The sequence below is a fragment of the Tistrella mobilis genome (assembly GCF_041468085.1).
GTDB lineage: Bacteria > Pseudomonadota > Alphaproteobacteria > Tistrellales > Tistrellaceae > Tistrella > Tistrella mobilis_A.
This window is the reverse complement of record NZ_CP121017.1, coordinates 2,316,049-2,332,580: the sequence shown is the minus strand read 5'-3', so window position 1 is coordinate 2,332,580 and position 16,532 is coordinate 2,316,049. Positions and strand designations below refer to the sequence as shown.

The following is a 16,532-nucleotide window of genomic DNA, read 5'->3' as shown; positions in this document are numbered from 1 at the left end:
GTTATCGGCTGATTTCCCGGCAAGAAAAACCCGCCCCGATCGTATCGGGGCGGGCGGTGCCGTGGCGGGTGGTGTCCGGCTCAGCCGCGCTTCACCGCAAAGGCGTTGAAGGCCTGCATGACCGGCATCAGCTCCAGCACGTTGATGTTGACGTGCCGGGGGGTTTTGCTGACCCAGTGGATGACGTTTGCGATGTCGTCGGCGCTCATCGGCGTCATGCCTTCATAGACCTTGGCGGCCCGTTCTTTGTCGCCGCCGAAGCGTACGGTGCTGAACTCGGTATCCGCCATGCCCGGCTCGATGCTGGTGACGCGGACATTCGCTCCCAGCAGATCGGCGCGCAGATTCAGCGAGAACTGGTGCACGAAGGCCTTGGTGCCGCCATAGACATTGCCGCCCGGATAGGGATAGGTGCCGGCCACCGAGCCCAGATTGATGATGTGGCCGCGATCGCGAGCGACCATCCCCGGCAGCATCGCCCGGGTCATATAGGTCAGGCCCTTGATATTGGTGTCGATCATCGTGTCCCAGTCGTCGAGATCGGCGCTGGGGGCGGGGTTGAGGCCGAGGGCGAGGCCGGCATTGTTGATCAGCACGTCGACGGCGTCGAAGGGGGCGGGCAGGGCGGCCATGGCTTCTTCCACGGCCTTGCGATCGCGCACGTCGAGGGTGACGACATGCACCTCGCCGCCGAGTTCGGCTTTCAGCGCTTCAAGACGCTCGGTACGGCGCCCGACCAGCACCAGACGGTCGCCGGAGGCGGCATAGGCGCGGGCGAGGGCAGCGCCGAATCCGGCGGTGGCGCCGGTGATCAGGACGGTCAGGCGGTCGGACATCACGTCGTCTCCTTGTCTTCTGGTCCGGGGGAGTCTTGAGCTGTGCGGGCGGCTTCGGCTTCTGAAGCCTTGACGGCCTGCCAGAGCGCTTCCAGCCGGTCGGCATCAACCGGTCTGCCGCCTTCTTCAGGGGCGAGCCTGGTTTCGAGGGCCCGAAAGCGCCGCTCGAACTTGGCATCGGCCCGGCGCAGGGCATCTTCGGGATCAAGATGAAGTTTGCGGGCCAGCTGAGCCACGCTGAACAGAAGGTCGCCGACCTCTTCCCGCACGGCATCGTCATGGCCTGCCGTCATGGCCTCACGCAGCTCCGCCGTCTCTTCGGCGACCTTGTCGAGCACATCCCGGGCGTCGGGCCAGTCGAAACCGATCCGGGCCGCGCGCTTGCCGAGCTTGGCGGCGCGCATCAGTGCCGGCATGGCGCGGCCGACATCATCCAGCAGGCTGGGGGAGGCGGCATCGGCGCGGGCGGCCTTGGCAGCGCGTTCCTCGGCTTTGATATCCTCCCAGCGCCGCCGCACGGCATCCTGGTCGGCGCCGCCCTCCCGGGTAAAAACATGAGGGTGCCGGCGGATCATCTTGGTCACGATCGCCTCGACCACATCCGGGAAGGCGAAGGCGCCGGCTTCTTCGGCCATGCGGGCGTGAAACACCACCTGAAGCAGCAGGTCGCCCAGTTCGTCGACAAGATCTGCCATGGAGCCGCGGTCGATGGCGTCTGCGACCTCGTAGGCTTCCTCGATCGTATAGGGCGCGATGGTCGAGAAATCCTGGGCAACATCCCAGGGGCAGCCGGTTTGAGGATCGCGCAGCCTTGCCATGACCCGAAGCAGGGCCCGGATGTCGCGGCGGTCCATGGCTGCATCATCGGGCAGGGCGGTGCTGGGCGGGGCAGCGTCCGTCATCGGGCGGCTTCCATCTGGATGGAGGGGCGGCTTCGGCCGTGTCGGGCCTCTTTCATACCGCCGCCGCCGCCCCGGGTCCATGATGAACCACCGCAGGTCCATCCCGTGGATTTCCGCACGGGTCAGACCTGCCGTGCGTTTCAGGCGGCTTCTGCCGCCTCTGCCTTCAGTTCCGAGACGATCGAGAACGACCGCCGGCGGAGATCCTGGTCATAGATCGCGGCATTGATCATGACCTCATTCGCTCCGGTCAGTCCGATCAGCCGCTCCAGTCCCTTGCGCACGGTCTCGCGGCCACCGATGACCGAGGCCCCGAGGAAATCCTCGACGGCGCGGGCCTCGTGCACCGACCAGAGCGCATCCATGTCGTCCACCGGCGGTGCCAGTGGCTGCATATCGTTGCGGATCAGGTTCAGCACATGCTGCTTGGCCGAGGTCGACAGATAGTCGGCCTCATCGTCGGATTCGGCGGCGATGACATTGGTGCCGATCATGGCGTAGGGAGCCCGCAGCGTCTCGGACGGCTCGAAGGCCCGGCGATAGATCGCCAGCGCTTCCAGCATGTAGCGCGGTGCGAACTGGCCGGCGAAGGCAAAGGGCAGGCCGAGCTTGCCGGCAAGGCGTGCGCTGAAATCGCTGGAGCCGAGCAGCCAGATCGGCACCTCAAGGCCCTCACCCGGAATGGCGCGCACCCGGCGCGGCGACGACGATTCTGGCTTTGCCAGGAAACCGCGCAGTTCCATCAGCAGGGCAGGGAAGTCCTCGGGCCGGCCGGCCAGATCGCGGCGCAGCGCCCGGGCGGTCAGCCCGTCTGTCCCGGGAGCCCGGCCGAGGCCCAGGTCGATACGGCCCGGATAAAGGCTTTCAAGCGTGCCGAACTGTTCAGCCACAATCAAGGGGGCGTGGTTGGGCAGCATGATGCCGCCAGATCCGACGCGAATCCGGCGCGTGCCTCCGGCAATATGGCCGATGAGGATGACGGTCGCGGAACTGGCCACGCCGGGAATGTTGTGGTGTTCCGCCAGCCAGTAGCGGGTATAGCCCAGCTCGTCGACATGGCGGGCGAGGGCGAGGCTGTCGGCATAGCTCTGGGCAATCGGATGGCCGGCCCTGATCGGCGACAGGTCCAGTACGGAGATCCGGGTTTGGGCAAGAAGGCTCATGGAATGCGGGCTCCCGGTCGGGTTCGGGTGGTCCGGTCTATATAAGACCGATTCAGTCGGGATTGCACCTGTTGCGTTGCATGGAGGCCGGCTTGTTTATGTTGTACGCACCTGGACCAGCGACTCGTCCGCAATCTCAGGCCCGGCCCGGGCTTCGTCCCTCCGAGCAGGACGGAGATCCGGCTCGTCTGGTTCGGCTGGCACCCGGGCTTAAAACCGCGCCCTTCCGGGGATTTATCAAAGTCGCATAAGCAACATTATGGAAAATGACATTGGAGTTACGGCCGGAGCGACAACACGACACATGGCCTGATGGACCGGTGCCTTATCTTGATGCATTCTGCCGCGTCCCGCTGCCAGCCGGTGTGGGACCAGGACGCAAGGGATCGATATGACCGACCTCCGACACGGGACAGCGATTCCCAACTGGTATCGCGCCGAAGATCACTTTTTCACGGCGATCAGTGTACAGCGCGAAGCCTTCGGCTCCAAGGTTCGGGCTTATGTCACCGGCGTGGAGACCGGCGGCCTGAACCTGCTGTCGCTGCATCTGCCGGCTGCGGCACCGGACGCAGCGGCCGAACACGGAGTTGCCTTCATGGCCGGCTCCGGCCTGCCCTTCTCGCTTGCGCTGCCCGAAGACCGCGTACCAGTCTATGAGGCCTGGGCCGCCGGCTACGGGCTGACGCCGTCCGGAATGACGACGGCGATGATGATAGATCCTGCGAACCGGCAGCATCGATGCAAGACGGCCGGGACGGATCTCACGATCCGGGCGATTGATGATCTGGATGTCTGGGGCCGCCCGTTGGCTGAAGCCTTCGGCGGCGGGCCCGAGGCTTCACGGCAGTATCGCGAGCGCCATAAGGCGGCCCGGCATGCCGGGCATCGGCTGGTTCACCTGACCGGTTTTGTCGACGGCGAACCGGTGTGCTCGGCGACTTTGTCCATGGCCGGCAGAATCGCCCGACTCGACGACGTCGGCACATTGCCGGCCTGGCAGGGGCGCGGATATGGCAGCCGGCTGGTCGATCATGCCCTGCACCTGATGGAGATGCGGGGCGCCCTCGCCTGCTGTCTGGAGGCATCGGTCGACGGTGCGTCGCTCTACACCCGCGCCGGCTTTTCCGAACTGTTCCGCATCATGATCTTTGCCGGTGACGATGCCTGAGTGGACAAAAAAAGCCGGGAAACGGTGAACCGCTTCCCGGCCAAGTCACTTCCGCATCGGCGACCGATCCGGGGGCAACCGGATCGGGTGGGCAAGGCTTCCGGCCGTCAGGGCGGACGGGGCGGAAGCAGACCGGCACGAGACGTGGGCAGGGTCGAAATGGCCGTGCCGGCCGGTGTCAGCGAAGTGCCAGGGGTCTCGAGGACAACTTCGCCGAACGTCGTGTCATCGGGCTGTGCGGGGGCAGGCAGCCCGATGAAAAATCAGAACAATTCTTCCTCGCCGCCGAAGAAGTCGCCCCCCTCGTCGGCCATCATGTCGGCCGCGGGATCAAGCTCCTCGGGCATGGCTTCAGTGGCAGCTGCCATGGCTTCATCCGGCGCCAGCATGCCGGCGATCATGTTGCCGAGCACCACGCCGCCGGCGACACCCATGGCGGTCTGCGCTGCACCGGCCAGGAAGCCGCCGCCGGAGCGCTGCGGCTGTGCGCCCCACGGCGCCCCGCCCGGCTGCTGGCCATATCCCGGCTGCTGCTGACCGTAACCCTGCTGACCATAGGCCTGGCGGGGCTGCGGCTGCTGAGCCTGGCGGCTGCCGCCGCCGAACAGACCGGAAAGGAACCCGCCGCCCGAAGCGGGCCGGCTGGCCAGTTGCTGTTCCAGTTCCTGAATGCGGGCCTGCGCCGCGTTCAGCGCATGCTCCTGAATGACGATGGTCTGCGCCATGTAGTAGGGCGAGCCGGGCTGCGCGTCGACGCGCTGACGGATGAACTGCTCTGCCTCGGCATCACGCGCGCCGGCGCTGCGTTCGACCTGGCCGAGTTTGGCAAAGAGGTCGTCGATGGCTTTGCGGTCCTGGGCGTCCATGACGTGTCTGTTCCCGTGATGACGGATGACGTGTGATGATAGTCGTGAGGTGGTCGTCTTCGCCTTATGCGCGAGGTGCCGACGACACCCCTGCCCTCCGGCACCGGGCGGAGGTCTGTCGACCCCCTGCCCCGGCGCCGACAGTCGTCACTCCTCGCGCTGGCCGGTGAGGCTCAGCAGCAGCTGGAAGAGGTTGACGAAGTTCAGATAGAGCGAGAGCGCACCGAACACGGCCAGCTTCTGGCTCGACTCATGGTCCCAGCTCTCGGAATACTGCTCCTTGATCGACTGGGTGTCCCAGGCGGTCAGGCCGACGAAGACCAGCACGCCCGCCACCGAGACCACGAACTGGAGCATCGACGAGCCGATGAAGATGTTCACCAGGCTGGCGATGACCACGCCGATCAGGCCCATGATCAGGAACGAGCCGAACTTCGACAGGTCCCGCTTGGTGGTGTAGCCGTAGAGGCTGGTTGCACCGAACATCGCGGCCGTGATGAAGAAGGTGCGGGCGATGCTGGCGCCGGTGAAGACCAGGAAGATCGACGAGAGCGACAGGCCCATGACCGCACAGAAGGCCCAGAAGGCAGTCTGTGCTCCGGCCGCCGACATCTTGTGGATTCGGAACGAGAACACGAGCACGAAGGCGAGCGGCGCCAGCATCACCACCCATTTGAGCGGCGTGCTGAAGATCGGCACATAAAGAGCGGGCGTCGTGCCCACCACGAATGCGACGATGCCGGTGAGGACGAGCCCCAGGGCCATGTAGTTATAGACCCGGAGCATGTGCCGCCGGAGGCCTTCGTCAAACGCGGCGCCCGTCTGGGCATAGGCCGCTTCGCGGGCGAAGGGTGGCAGGTTCATCTGGTGTGGTCCCCTTTGGGGGCCCGTTCGTGGCGGCAGTGCCGCCGGGGGCCCTCGTCAACTCATTGCCGTTGCGTATGCGTTCGATCGTTCAGTAGAGGCTGCGGGCCAGGCGATCCGCGGCCTTGCCGAGATCGCGCGGGTCCGTGACAGAGGCTGTCAGGACATAGGCCTGATCACCGATCTGCCAGAAGGCGGCTGCCTCGTGTTCCGCCTTCACCTCCTGCGGCCAGGAGACGTCGAACTCGTCGACCCTGACTGCAAACAGAGACATCCGCCCGAGCTTCCGATCCTCGATCGTCATTTCGACGCTCGGGCCGTCGTTGGACGGAAAAACCTGGACATCGATCACGCGCCAGTCTTCAGGCAGGACCGGCAGCGAAATTCGCGTAACCTGACGAATCTCCTGGGCATCGAAGGCCGCCGCCGTTGGCGCGGACGCCATGCCGTGGCGGAGCATTGCAACCCGATGTGCCATCAGCGCCTCGTCCACAAAGCCTGGCGGCGTCGGCGCCGCCTCGCTGGTCGAGATGCCGCCGAACTGGGCATGGGCCGCCCAGCCGATGGACAGCAGGGCAACAACCGCCGCCGCCCGCTGCATGCGCCGCATCACGCCGGCAAAGGCCAGACCGCGCTCCAGACGACGGGCTGCATCGACCAGCCGCGGAGACGGCCGGCCCTGAGCGCCGCCGAAGGCGATCCTGAGCGCATCACGGGTGCGCAGATCGGCCATCACCTGCGCTGCCACTTCGGGGTGGCGGGACAGGTAATCCTCGACCTCCATCCGCCGCGCAATGTCGAGCTGTCCGTCGACATAGGCGTGCAGATCGAAATCCGGCAGGCGTTCAGTCGGTGCCGTCATCCGACCCTCCAACGATTCGAAGCTTCGGCGGGGAACCGGCGGTCCGCACCGTTGCAGGCCCGGCCTCGTCGAGTGCCCGAAGGGCAGCCCGTGCGCGGCCGATCCGCGACATCAAAGTCCCGACGGGCACGTCGAGCGCAGCCGCCGCCTCCTGGTACGACAATCCTTCGATTGCCACCAGATGCAGGGCTTCGCGCTGCTCGTCGGGCAGCTGCAGGAATGCCCGCCGCACCTCGTCGAGCCGGACCGCACCGTCCTGCGCCGGTTCCGCATGCAGCGGTTCCAGTTCTGCGGTGCGTTCCTCGCGTGTCTGACGCGCCAGCCGCGCACGTCGCGCGGATACGAAGGTGTTGTGCACGATCGCCAGCAGCCAGCCCTTCAGATTGCCGCCGCTGCGGAAACTGCCGCGCTTTTCGTAGGCGCGGACCAGTGCATCGTGCACGAGATCTTCGGCATCCGCCTCGTCGCGGGTCAGCACCCGGGCATAGCGCCGAAGCGCCCCCAGTTCTCCAACCACATCGAAGCCGTTGCGTGTCGTGCTCATACTCAGCAGACGCAGCGACGGCCGGGTTTCATCCCGGCCGTCGCATTTTTTTTGGAATTTTTTCTGGTGGGTCAGTTTCGGGTCCAGCGAGGCTCACGTACCGGCTCGGCGGGGCGGCCGAACCAGCGGTCGAACAGCCGGTTCATCCGGCTGCGATGCTCGTCCAGAACCTCCGGCGGCGTCCGCCGTTCAGCCCAGCGCAGGCCGAAGCTGACGACGGCGATGTCATCCAGGATGCCGAAGATCATCAGCACATCGGGGATGAGGTCGAGCGGGCTGACCACATAGGCAAGCACCGCAATCACCGCGACCCGGGCTGCCCAGCTCTGGCGGCGGTCGCGGATGCTTGACACGAGGGCAAGGGCGTCGCGCCCGAGCAGGGCGGCAACGCGGAACAGGCGCAGTCGGGCCATGGCTGGCTGCGTCTCCCATTCGAAACAGGCGGCGAGGGATTCGGCCGCCCGGCGGGGTTTCGCGGCAGATCGCGCGCCCCGGGAGCTTCACATGGTGATGGGCGGCACTCTTGCCAAGGTCCAGGCTTTTCGCCTTGCGCAACCGGCTGCCGCAGGTGCATATCTTAACAATGATAAGATATAGAGAGAATACCGCATGACCACTGATTCCGTCTTCCCGGGCGTTCCCGACCGGCGCCTTATCCTGTTTCTCGCCGGGATGGCGGGCCTCGGCGAATTCGCCGCTACAGCCTGGCTGCCGGCGCTGCCGGCAGTGGCAGATGACTTCGGTGCCAGCCTCGGGACCATTCAGACGACGGTGACCGTAGGCCTGATTGCCTTCGCAGTTGCCAATCCGATTCTGGGGCCGCTCTCCGATCGCGTCGGACGGCGGCCGGTACTGATCCCTGCGTTCGTGGCGTATCTTGCGGGCTGTGTGATCGCAATGGCGGCACCTTCGGCGATCTGGCTGGTCCTCGCACGCATTCTGCAGGCTGTGGGCGCCTGCGCCGGTCTTGTGGTCGGCCGGGCGATCGCCCGCGACCTCTATGACGGCGCGGCGCTCACGCGCATCATGGCCCTGATCACCCTGGTGTTCTCGGTCGCCCCGGTCGCGGCCCCACTGATCGGCGGAGTTCTGACCGACGGTGCCGGCTGGCGGGCCATCTTCCTTGTCGCCTTCATCTATGCTGCCCTGCTGCTGCCGCTTCTGTTGCGGCTGCCCGAGACGCGGCCTCCCTGCGCAACTGCGACGCCGATCGCCGCCCTGCCGCGTAATTATGCCGCCATGCTGCGTGAACCGGGTATCGGGGCGGCGCTCCTCTGCAGCGCCCTGCTACTCGCGGCACTCTTCGCCTTTCTGGTCGGGGCGCCGGCGATCTTTGTGCAGCGGATGGGGCTCAACGCATCCACGGTGGGCGCTTTCCCGCTGCTCACCATGGGCGGATTCGTCTTGGGCACCATCCTTGCCGCGCGGCTGGCGGGCCATATCCATTCCCACGGTCTGATGCGGATCGGCTCCGGGGTCGCCCTTGCCGGTGCGCTCGCAATGTTCGCCATGCCTGCTGCACCGCTCCCGATGCTGGCTGCCATGGCGATCTTCGACCTGGGGCTCGGCCTCGTCCTGCCGGTGGCTGGCGGTACGGTGATGGCCGCCTTTCCTGCCCGAGCCGGCCTTGCCTCGGGCTTCATCGGTCTGTTTCAGATCGGCGGTGGCGCAGTGGGGGCCGGTTTGGTGCCTGCCACCGGCGGCGTGCCCGAACTGGCTGTTCCAGGAATCATGACGATGTTTGCGGCGGCATCCTGCCTTTGTGTCCTGCCCCGGAGCCGTGGACCCGGCCGTTGAACAATCCACCGGCCCTCGTCACTATGGCCGTGCAGCGTTCCAATGTTACGGAAAGGGCCGATGGCCAAGGCCAGATATCATCACGGCGACCTCCCCAGAATGCTGGTCGAGGCGGCGATCGTTCATCTTAAGGATCACGATGCCTCGACACTGGGGCTGAGGCCGCTGGCCAAAGCACTGGGTGTGTCCGAAGCTGCCCCCTATCATCACTTCGCCGACCGCCGTGCGTTCGAGCACGCGCTGATGATCGAGGGCTATGCCCTGCTGCGGGCGCGCTGCGCCGCTGTCACGCCCGGTTCACTGCGCGACCTGCTTGATGCCTATGTCGGTTTCGCGGTCGAGCATCCCAATCTGTTCCGGTTGATCCACCGCTCCGGCGAGGCACGTGATCCCGCCAATACGGCACTGGCAGCCGCATCGGAAGCTGCCTTTGGCCCGTTGCTGGCGGAAGTGCGCCGACGGGCAGAGATGACGGGGCATCATGAGGCGGATCGGACCGGTTTTCTGGCACTGATGGTCTGGACCCAAGTCCATGGCCTGGCCGAGGTGGTGATCTCGGATTTTCTGCGGCTTGGCGCCGACGGAGCCGGCTTCAGGGAGCGCGCCTATGCCTATATCGAAGCCGGGCTGTGCACGGCACTGGCGGCTGAATGAGATCAGCTCCGCCGCTTGCGGGCCCGGTCGTCATTGCGGCGCTTGCGCGGCGCGTCGGCGCGCACCGGCCTCGTCCGCGCCACCTGGCTTTCGCCCTTCCCGACCGTCTCCTGCGCCTTTCCACGTGCCAGCCAGGCAGAGCGCAACCCGAACACGGCCATGCCGCCGGCAATTGTGAGCAGGGTTGCCGAAGCAATGACCATGCCGAAGGTGTCGCCGGTGAGTGCCTCGTCGAAGCCGTAACGATAGACCAGCCCCCGGAACAGGCCGAAAAACAGCCCGCCCGCCACCAGCATCCAGAGCAGCTTGTGAAGCGGCCGGTCTGTCTGCCAGCCCAGCACGGCACACAGGATCCAGAGGATCGGATCACGCAGTGTGCCGAGGAAGATGGCCTTGATGATCAGGGGATCCATGATGCTGCTCACCCTTCCTCGGTCTCATAGGCCAGCTCTACCGTCAGGCCGTCGAAGGCGGGCTCGATGCCGTCCGGCAGCCTGGCCGCCAGCGTCGCATGGCCCATCTCGTGGTTCATATGGGTGAGCAATGCCCGTTCAGGGGCCACCCGGTCGATCCAGCCCAGGGTCTGGCTGAGCCAGGAATGGGTCATGTGCGGCCGCTCGCGCAGGCAGTCGACGATCCAGAGCCGGGTGCCGGTCAGCAGGTCGAAAGCCGCCTCGTCGAGCGCATTCACGTCGGTCGAATAGGCGATCGGCCCGAAGCGGAAGCCAAGGCTGGTGATCCGGCCATGGGTCTGCGGGAAGGCCTGAACGCGGATATCGCCGATCGTGAACACGGCGTCCGGCGTGATCCTGATCGCATCGGCCGTCGGCGGATAGAGCGGGTTGGGTTTGGCCGGATTCGGGAAGACGTAGCGAAAGCCGTCGAACAGCCGATCAATGGTGAAATCGTCGCCATAGACCGGCGTCGGCCGGTCGGTTCGGAAGGCGAAGGGCCGCAGATCGTCGATGCCGTGGATGTGGTCGGCATGGGCGTGGGTGTAGAGCACGGCATCCAGCCGGTCGACCCGTTCCGTCAGCATCTGGTCGCGGAAGTCCGGCCCGGTGTCGACCACGATCCGGGTGGTCGCCGTCTCGACCATGATCGAGGCGCGGCGGCGCCGGTCGCGCGGATCGGCAGACAGGCAGACAGGGCAGCCACAGCCGATCACCGGCACGCCCGCGGAGGTGCCGGACCCCAGCACCACCACGCGGATCCGCCCCGGGGCGGGCGGCGTGCGCGGGTTCGGGTGCGGGGGCATCGGCGACATCACGCTCCGGCGGCTCCCGTGGCGGCAGGGCGGACCGCCTTCGAGAACAGGCGGTAGAAGTTGTCAGTGGTGACGACGCCCAGCTCGTCAGCCGTCACGTCCTTCAACCCGGCAAGGAAGGCGGCCGTATGGGCGACGAAAGCCGGCTCGTTGCGCTTGCCGCGTTTCGGCACCGGCGCCAGATAGGGCGCGTCGGTCTCGACCAGCAGCCGGTCCAGCGGCACCCGCTTCACGGTCTGACGCAGTTCCTCGGCATTGCGGAAGGTGATGATGCCCGAAATGGAGATGGACATGCCCATCTCCAGTGCGGCATCCGCCAGCCGGTCCGTACCTGTGAAGCAGTGGATCAGGCCCGGGAAGGCCCCCTTCCCCATCTGCCGGGTCAGCACGTCGATGGTGTCGTCATCGGCATCGCGGGTGTGGATGATCACCGGCAGCCCGGTGGCGCGTGCCGCCTCGCAATGGGCCTCGAAGGTCCGGATCTGGTCCTCGCGCGGGCTCTTGCCGTAGTAATAGTCGAGCCCGGTCTCGCCGATGCCGATCACCTTGGCATCGGGGGCGGCCAAGCCGATCAGCGTCTCCGCCGCGACCGGCCCTTCCGGGCCGGCCTCGTGCGGATGGATGCCGACCGAGCACCAGACGTCGTCATGGGCTTCCGCCACCGCGCGCACCCGCTCGTAGGTGGAGAGCCGGGTGGAGATGGTCTGGAAGGCGATCACGCCCGAGGCGCGGGCCGCGTCGAGTACGGCATCGAGTTCCTCGGCAAAATCGGGGAAATCGAGATGGCAGTGGCTGTCGACCAGCATGTGACCCGTCTTCGTTCCGGATGATCGGTCGGCTGCGCGTCTCTTGGCGGATGCGTCAGCCTTCAGTTTTCGCAGTCGTGTCGATGCGCGGAAAAATCGGCTGCGGCGCCGCAATCTCGCGCCCGGGCGCCAGGGCATGCCTGGTACCGAGTGCGGCGAAGCTGCGATCACCGGCATCGACCTTCAGGAAGTCCAGGATGCGGGCCGCCGAGGTCGGCAGGAAGGGCTGCACCACGATGGCCAGATGGCGGATGGTTTCCATCAGGATATAGAGCACCCGGTTCATCGCATCCGGATCGGTCTTGCGCAGCGTCCAGGGTGCTTCGCGATCGATATAGCGGTTTGCGGCACCGACGGTGGCCCAGATCTCCTCCAGCGCCTTGTTGTAGGCCTGGGCGGTCACCAGCGGCCGCACCCGGCTGATCAGGTTGTGAGCCTCGGCGATCAGCGGCTCCTGGGCAAGCATCGCGGCGTCGACGCCGGGGTTCGGCACCTTGCCCGCGCAGTTCTTGGTCACCATCGACAACACGCGCTGCACCAGGTTGCCGAAATCATTGGCGAGATCGTTGTTGATCCGCCCGATCATGGCCTGGCGCGAGAAGTCGCCGTCATTGCCGAAGGGCACTTCGCGCAGCAGGAAATAGCGGGTCTGATCCAGGCCGTAGGTCGACACCAGATCGTGCGGATCGACAGTGTTGCCCAGGCTCTTGGACATCTTCTCGCCTTCGATCGTCCACCAGCCATGGGCGAACACCCGGCGCGGCGGGGTCAGGCCGGCGGCCATCAGGAAGGCCGGCCAGTAGACGGCGTGGAAGCGGACGATGTCCTTGCCGACGGTGTGATGCACGGTCGGCCAGAAGGTCTTGAAGCGCTCGTCCGAAGTGTCGGGATAACCGATCGCGGTCAGATAGTTGGTGAGCGCATCGATCCACACATACATCACATGCGCGGGATCACCCGGCACCGGCACGCCCCACGAGAAGGTCGTGCGCGACACCGAGAGATCGTTCAGACCGCTGCGGATGAAGCTCAGTACCTCGTTGCGCCGGCCGACCGGCTGAATGGCGTCGGGGTTGCGCTCGTAATGTTCCAGCAGCTTCTCGCCCCAGGCCGAGAGCCGGAAGAAATAGCTGGGCTCCTCCACCCATTCCACCTCGGCGCCGGTCGGGGCCTTGCCGTTGACCAGCTCGCTTTCCTGATAGAAGGCCTCGTCGCGCACCGAATACCAGCCGGCATAGGAGCCGAGATAGATCTCGCCCTTGTCGACCAGGGTCTTCCACAGGGCCTGACAGGCGTCGCGGTGGCGGGGCTCGGTGGTGCGGATGAAATCGTCATTGCTGACGTTCAGCAGACCGGTCAGTTCGCGAAAGCGCTCCGAGACCTCATCGGTGAAGGTCTGCGGATCGACCCCTTTCAGCTCGGCCGACTTGGCGACCTTCTGGCCGTGCTCGTCCGTGCCGGTCAGGAACATCACCCGCTTGCCGTCCAGACGCATGAACCGGGCCAGCACGTCGCACGAAATCGTCGTGTAGGCGTGCCCGATATGGGGCTTGTCGTTGACGTAGTAGATCGGCGTCGTGACGTAGAAAGCGTCGGCCGCGGACATCGGTAGTCTCCGGACAGGGGAGGGCCGGCCGCTCACGGGGTCGCGGGGCCGGGTCGGTCTCATCTCGGCATCGTGTACGGCGTCGTCAACCGCTCGCCGCCGCGAACTCGGCAACGACGGTGATCAGCACCTGTTTGCGGTCGAGATTTGCGGAGAGCGCCTGACGGAGCCGCGCGCTCAACCTATCCCACAGCTCGACCCATTGTTCAAGGGGACGCACCCCGGCCAGGCGCGCGGCAAGCCGCGCTTCTCCGGGGATCACCTCCTGACTGATCCCGCCGGTGCGTGCATGGGCACGCAGCCAGCGGGCCATCCACCAGCCCCAGGCCTCGACCAGGATCTCATAGGCCTCCAGCGCGTCGGGGCGGCCCACCGCCTCCCCCAGCGCAATCAGGGCCTTCCAGTCCGGCACCGGCCGGCCGGTGTCCAGACAGGCGATGAGAGCAGCCAGCAGCTCGGGCCCCTGCCCTTGCGCAAGCGTCAATGCACGGCCGGGTGCGCCTTCCGCCATCGCCCGGGCGACCGCGCGCCGCGATGGCGCGAGCTCGGGCAGACGTGCGGTCAGAAAGCGCTCCGTCCGCGCATCGTCGAGCGGCGCCAGAGCCAGCCTTCGGGCGCGGGAACGGATGGTGGGCAGCAGCCGGCCGGGCGCATGGGCGACCATCAGGATCAGCGCCTGTGCCGGCGGCTCTTCCAGCAGCTTCAGCACAGAGTTGGCGGCGTTGCGGTTCATCTCGTCGGCGGCATCGATGATCACCACCCGCCAGCCGCCGATCGCCGAGGTCTGACCCAGAAACGGGCGGAGTTCACGGGCTTCGCCGACGGTAATCTCGGTGCGCGGCCGGCCGCGATCATCAAGGCCGCGCTCCAGCACCAGCAGGTCGGGATGGCTGCCGGCCGCGATCCGTCGGGCGGCGGGATGTTCGGCTGAAATGTCGAGGCTGGCAGGCGGTGTCGCGGGATCGAAGAGCGGTGCGCCGCCGAACAGCCCCGCCCCCCCCGCCGCGGCCCGGGCGGCATCTTCGGTGGTTGCCAGCACAAAGCGGGCGATGCGATAGGCAAGCGTCGCCTTGCCCAGCCCGCGCGGCCCGGTGATCATCCAGGCATGAGCCAGACGGCCACCGTTCCAGGCCTCCAGAAAGCCGCGTTCCGCAGCCTCGTGCCCCACAAGCTGTGGCGTGAACCGCGGATGGCCCGAGATGGCCTCGCTCATGCCGGCACGTCCCGGCCAGGAGCCAGGCGGCCGGTCACGATATCGCGAATGGCTGTCTCGACCGTGTCGACATCGGCTGTGGCGTCCACGACCGCGCACCGTGCAGGCTCTGCTGTGGCGATGGCCAGAAAAGCCGTCCGGAGGGCTTGATGGAAGTCCAGCCCCATCCGCTCGAACCGGTCCTCGCCGGCGCCGGGCGCCGCGGGGGCCGCGGTTTCGATCCGCCGTCCGGCCCGGATCAGGCCGGTTTCGGGCGGAAGATCCAGGATCACGGTCAGATCCGGCATCAGCCCGTCCAGCACCCAGTCTTCCAGCGTGGCGATGACGGCAGGGTCGAGCCCCCGGGCGCCGCCCTGATAGGCGCGGGTGCTGTCGATGAAGCGGTCCGAGATCACCCAGCGCCCGGCATCAAGCGCCGGCCGGATGGTCTGCTCGACATGATTGCGCCGCGCAGCGGCCAGCAGCAGGGTTTCCGACAACACGTCCCAGCGGGCGACATCCCCCTGGGTCAGAAGCGGCCGGATCGCTTCGGCGCCGGCAGCACCCCCCGGCTCACGGGTCTCGACCACGTCGAGCCCCTGCCCGCGCAGGAACCGCGCCAGACGGCGGAGTTGGGTGGACTTGCCACCCCCTTCCCCACCTTCCAGGGTAATGAACCGGCCGCGCGCCGTCACGATCGGGCCCGTCACTGTTGCGTCTGGGGTTCGCCGCTACCGGCAGCGCCCGAGACGAAATGCGAGATCGCGGCCAGGATCCGCCCGACCGGTCCGGCCTCGGCCACGTTCTCGCCCGCGACCAGCGGCACCGAGAGCGGTTCGACGCCGGGGACGTCGACAACCAGCCGGGCGATCTCCTGTCCCTGGGCGATCGGTGCCTGGATCGGGCCCTGATAAACCACTTTCGCGGCCAGATTGTTGCGATCGGCGACCGGCAGGGTCACGACCAGATCCCGCGCCGGCACCAGAGGTACGGTTCCCTGATCGCCCAGCCAGACCTCGGCACTGTCCACCACCTCGCCGGCGGTGAACAGCTTACGGTTCTCGAATTCGCGCATGCCCCAGGACAACAGCCGCTCGCCTTCGTTGGAGCGTTCGTTGACGTTGCCCAGGCCGTTGACGACCATGATCAGCCGCCGGTCGCCCTGCTTCATCGACGCGGTCAGACCGTAGCCGCCGGCCTCGGTATGGCCGGTCTTCATGCCGTCGACGCCGATGTCCTTGTAAAGCAGCGGGTTGCGGTTGCCCTGTTTGATGCCGTTATACGTGTATTCGGTCTCGGAGTAGAATTTGTAGAACTCCGGGAAGTCGTCGATGATCCGCCGGGCGAGCGTCGAGAGGTCGCGTGCGGTCATGTAATGCTCGGGATCGGGCCAGCCCGAGGCATTCATGAAGTGGCTGCCGGTCATGCCCAACTCGCGGGCCTTTTCGTTCATCAGCCGCGCAAAGGCCTCTTCGCTGCCGGCCAGACCTTCGGCCACCACGACGCAGGCATCGTTGCCCGACTGCACGATGATGCCCTGGATCAGGTCCTGGACCTTCACCCGGCTGTTCACCTCCACGAACATCTTGGAGCCGCCCATCCGCCAGGCGCGTTCACTCACCGGGAAGGAGTCGTCCATCGACACCCGGCCTTCCTTGATGCGCTCGAACAGGATGTAGGCGGTCATCAGCTTGCTCATCGACGACGGCGCCATGCGCTCGTCGGCGTTCTTGGCGTAGAGCACGGCACCGGTGGTGTCGTCGAGCAGGATGGCCTGCTTGGCGGCGCTTTCGAAATGGGGGGCGGCGGCGAGCGCCGTTCCGGAGGCCAGCACCGACGCCAACAGGGCGATACCGGCGCTCATCCGTGCCGTGACGCCGCGGATGTCGCGCCGCCGGCGGGGGAACGTCGTGCCGTTGCGCAAGCTCTGTGCGATCACCGTCATGCTCTTTCGATAGCTCGTCTGCTCAGGACTTGAAGATGGACCGGCGAAGGCGGGCGG

At 66.5% G+C, this 16,532-nt stretch carries 18 protein-coding genes; 3 read left to right on the top strand and 15 right to left on the bottom strand.

From position 1 onward, the window contains the following. Nucleotides 1-80: 80 nt before the first annotated feature. From P7L68_RS16355 to P7L68_RS16345, 3 genes are all read right to left on the bottom strand, one after another. Nucleotides 81-836: an SDR family oxidoreductase gene (locus tag P7L68_RS16355; protein ID WP_372006687.1), complete on the bottom strand. Its 756-nt coding sequence runs from the start codon at nt 834-836 to the stop codon at nt 81-83. After that, entirely contained in the window at nt 836-1,738 is a 903-nt protein-coding gene (mazG, locus tag P7L68_RS16350; RefSeq protein WP_372006686.1) for a nucleoside triphosphate pyrophosphohydrolase, read from the bottom strand. Before mazG ends, P7L68_RS16355 begins: the two co-directional genes overlap by 1 nt. 140 nt (nt 1,739-1,878) lie before the next feature. Continuing rightward, complete coding sequence (locus tag P7L68_RS16345; protein ID WP_372006685.1) at nt 1,879-2,901, bottom strand: LLM class flavin-dependent oxidoreductase; 1,023 nt, start codon at nt 2,899-2,901, stop codon at nt 1,879-1,881. A 391-nt stretch (nt 2,902-3,292) separates the two neighbouring features. Between P7L68_RS16345 and P7L68_RS16340 the strand changes: the two genes are divergently transcribed. Further along, complete coding sequence (locus P7L68_RS16340; protein WP_372006684.1) at nt 3,293-4,072, top strand: GNAT family N-acetyltransferase; 780 nt, start codon at nt 3,293-3,295, stop codon at nt 4,070-4,072. A 263-nt stretch (nt 4,073-4,335) separates the two neighbouring features. Here P7L68_RS16340 and P7L68_RS16335 read toward each other — a convergent pair whose 3' ends face one another. The 5 genes from P7L68_RS16335 to P7L68_RS16315 all read right to left on the bottom strand — a co-directional run bounded on the left by P7L68_RS16335 (nt 4,336) and on the right by P7L68_RS16315 (nt 7,621). Further along, a complete protein-coding gene (locus P7L68_RS16335; protein WP_372006683.1) occupies nt 4,336-4,938 on the bottom strand; it encodes a DUF2076 domain-containing protein in 603 nt (200 codons plus the stop codon). Nucleotides 4,939-5,085: 147 nt separating this feature from the next. Beyond that, entirely contained in the window at nt 5,086-5,802 is a 717-nt protein-coding gene (locus P7L68_RS16330) for a Bax inhibitor-1/YccA family protein (RefSeq protein WP_372006682.1), read from the bottom strand. A gap of 91 nt (nt 5,803-5,893) precedes the next feature. Next, nucleotides 5,894-6,664 (bottom strand): anti-sigma factor, encoded by a 771-nt coding sequence (locus P7L68_RS16325; protein ID WP_372006681.1) that lies wholly within the window; start codon nt 6,662-6,664, stop codon nt 5,894-5,896. Continuing rightward, the gene (locus tag P7L68_RS16320; protein ID WP_372006680.1) at nt 6,648-7,208 is read right to left on the bottom strand and encodes a sigma-70 family RNA polymerase sigma factor; all 561 of its coding nucleotides are present in this window, start codon (nt 7,206-7,208) and stop codon (nt 6,648-6,650) included. Before P7L68_RS16320 ends, P7L68_RS16325 begins: the two co-directional genes overlap by 17 nt. Nucleotides 7,209-7,279: 71 nt before the next feature. After that, nucleotides 7,280-7,621: a YkvA family protein gene (locus P7L68_RS16315; protein WP_372006679.1), complete on the bottom strand. Its 342-nt coding sequence runs from the start codon at nt 7,619-7,621 to the stop codon at nt 7,280-7,282. A 196-nt stretch (nt 7,622-7,817) separates the two neighbouring features. Between P7L68_RS16315 and P7L68_RS16310 the strand changes: the two genes are divergently transcribed. Beyond that, nucleotides 7,818-9,005, top strand: coding sequence for an MFS transporter (locus P7L68_RS16310; RefSeq protein ID WP_372006678.1), 1,188 nt, complete (start codon nt 7,818-7,820; stop codon nt 9,003-9,005). A 60-nt stretch (nt 9,006-9,065) separates the two neighbouring features. Then, a complete protein-coding gene (locus P7L68_RS16305; protein WP_372006677.1) occupies nt 9,066-9,659 on the top strand; it encodes a TetR/AcrR family transcriptional regulator in 594 nt (197 codons plus the stop codon). 2 nt (nt 9,660-9,661) lie between these two features. On the opposite strand, the gene P7L68_RS16300 is transcribed toward P7L68_RS16305, so the two are convergent. The 7 genes from P7L68_RS16300 to P7L68_RS16270 all read right to left on the bottom strand — a co-directional run bounded on the left by P7L68_RS16300 (nt 9,662) and on the right by P7L68_RS16270 (nt 16,475). After that, on the bottom strand, nt 9,662-10,072 hold the full coding sequence (locus tag P7L68_RS16300) for a hypothetical protein (protein ID WP_372006676.1): 411 nt from the start codon (nt 10,070-10,072) through the stop codon (nt 9,662-9,664). Between the two features lie 8 nt (nt 10,073-10,080). Then, complete coding sequence (locus P7L68_RS16295) at nt 10,081-10,926, bottom strand: MBL fold metallo-hydrolase (RefSeq protein WP_372006675.1); 846 nt, start codon at nt 10,924-10,926, stop codon at nt 10,081-10,083. Beyond that, nucleotides 10,926-11,732, bottom strand: coding sequence for a TatD family hydrolase (locus P7L68_RS16290; RefSeq protein WP_372006674.1), 807 nt, complete (start codon nt 11,730-11,732; stop codon nt 10,926-10,928). The genes P7L68_RS16295 and P7L68_RS16290 overlap by 1 nt, the downstream gene beginning before the upstream one ends. Nucleotides 11,733-11,787: 55 nt before the next feature. Next, nucleotides 11,788-13,338, bottom strand: coding sequence for a methionine--tRNA ligase (metG, locus tag P7L68_RS16285; protein WP_372006673.1), 1,551 nt, complete (start codon nt 13,336-13,338; stop codon nt 11,788-11,790). An 85-nt stretch (nt 13,339-13,423) separates the two neighbouring features. Next, nucleotides 13,424-14,551, bottom strand: a complete 1,128-nt coding sequence (locus tag P7L68_RS16280) for a DNA polymerase III subunit delta' (RefSeq protein WP_372006672.1) — start codon at nt 14,549-14,551, stop codon at nt 13,424-13,426. Further along, nucleotides 14,548-15,240 (bottom strand): dTMP kinase, encoded by a 693-nt coding sequence (tmk, locus tag P7L68_RS16275; protein WP_372006671.1) that lies wholly within the window; start codon nt 15,238-15,240, stop codon nt 14,548-14,550. The genes P7L68_RS16280 and tmk overlap by 4 nt, the downstream gene beginning before the upstream one ends. Continuing rightward, nucleotides 15,237-16,475 (bottom strand): D-alanyl-D-alanine carboxypeptidase family protein, encoded by a 1,239-nt coding sequence (locus tag P7L68_RS16270; protein WP_372006670.1) that lies wholly within the window; start codon nt 16,473-16,475, stop codon nt 15,237-15,239. Before P7L68_RS16270 ends, tmk begins: the two co-directional genes overlap by 4 nt. Nucleotides 16,476-16,532: the final 57 nt, after the last annotated feature.

What these genes read in the sequence shown, in the direction of transcription:
- P7L68_RS16310 (WP_372006678.1), top strand. Translation starts at nt 7,818, where the DNA reads ATGACCACTGATTCCGTCTTCCCGGGCGTTCCCGACCGGCGCCTTATC.
- P7L68_RS16300 (WP_372006676.1), bottom strand. Translation starts at nt 10,072, where the DNA reads ATGGATCCCCTGATCATCAAGGCCATCTTCCTCGGCACACTGCGTGAT.
- P7L68_RS16305 (WP_372006677.1), top strand. Translation starts at nt 9,066, where the DNA reads ATGGCCAAGGCCAGATATCATCACGGCGACCTCCCCAGAATGCTGGTC.
- P7L68_RS16335 (WP_372006683.1), bottom strand. Translation starts at nt 4,938, where the DNA reads ATGGACGCCCAGGACCGCAAAGCCATCGACGACCTCTTTGCCAAACTC.
- P7L68_RS16290 (WP_372006674.1), bottom strand. Translation starts at nt 11,732, where the DNA reads ATGCTGGTCGACAGCCACTGCCATCTCGATTTCCCCGATTTTGCCGAG.
- mazG (WP_372006686.1), bottom strand. Translation starts at nt 1,738, where the DNA reads ATGACGGACGCTGCCCCGCCCAGCACCGCCCTGCCCGATGATGCAGCC.
- P7L68_RS16325 (WP_372006681.1), bottom strand. Translation starts at nt 6,664, where the DNA reads ATGACGGCACCGACTGAACGCCTGCCGGATTTCGATCTGCACGCCTAT.
- P7L68_RS16330 (WP_372006682.1), bottom strand. Translation starts at nt 5,802, where the DNA reads ATGAACCTGCCACCCTTCGCCCGCGAAGCGGCCTATGCCCAGACGGGC.
- P7L68_RS16280 (WP_372006672.1), bottom strand. Translation starts at nt 14,551, where the DNA reads ATGAGCGAGGCCATCTCGGGCCATCCGCGGTTCACGCCACAGCTTGTG.
- P7L68_RS16340 (WP_372006684.1), top strand. Translation starts at nt 3,293, where the DNA reads ATGACCGACCTCCGACACGGGACAGCGATTCCCAACTGGTATCGCGCC.
- P7L68_RS16295 (WP_372006675.1), bottom strand. Translation starts at nt 10,926, where the DNA reads ATGTCGCCGATGCCCCCGCACCCGAACCCGCGCACGCCGCCCGCCCCG.
- P7L68_RS16270 (WP_372006670.1), bottom strand. Translation starts at nt 16,475, where the DNA reads ATGACGGTGATCGCACAGAGCTTGCGCAACGGCACGACGTTCCCCCGC.
- P7L68_RS16355 (WP_372006687.1), bottom strand. Translation starts at nt 836, where the DNA reads ATGTCCGACCGCCTGACCGTCCTGATCACCGGCGCCACCGCCGGATTC.
- metG (WP_372006673.1), bottom strand. Translation starts at nt 13,338, where the DNA reads ATGTCCGCGGCCGACGCTTTCTACGTCACGACGCCGATCTACTACGTC.
- P7L68_RS16345 (WP_372006685.1), bottom strand. Translation starts at nt 2,901, where the DNA reads ATGAGCCTTCTTGCCCAAACCCGGATCTCCGTACTGGACCTGTCGCCG.
- P7L68_RS16320 (WP_372006680.1), bottom strand. Translation starts at nt 7,208, where the DNA reads ATGAGCACGACACGCAACGGCTTCGATGTGGTTGGAGAACTGGGGGCG.
- P7L68_RS16315 (WP_372006679.1), bottom strand. Translation starts at nt 7,621, where the DNA reads ATGGCCCGACTGCGCCTGTTCCGCGTTGCCGCCCTGCTCGGGCGCGAC.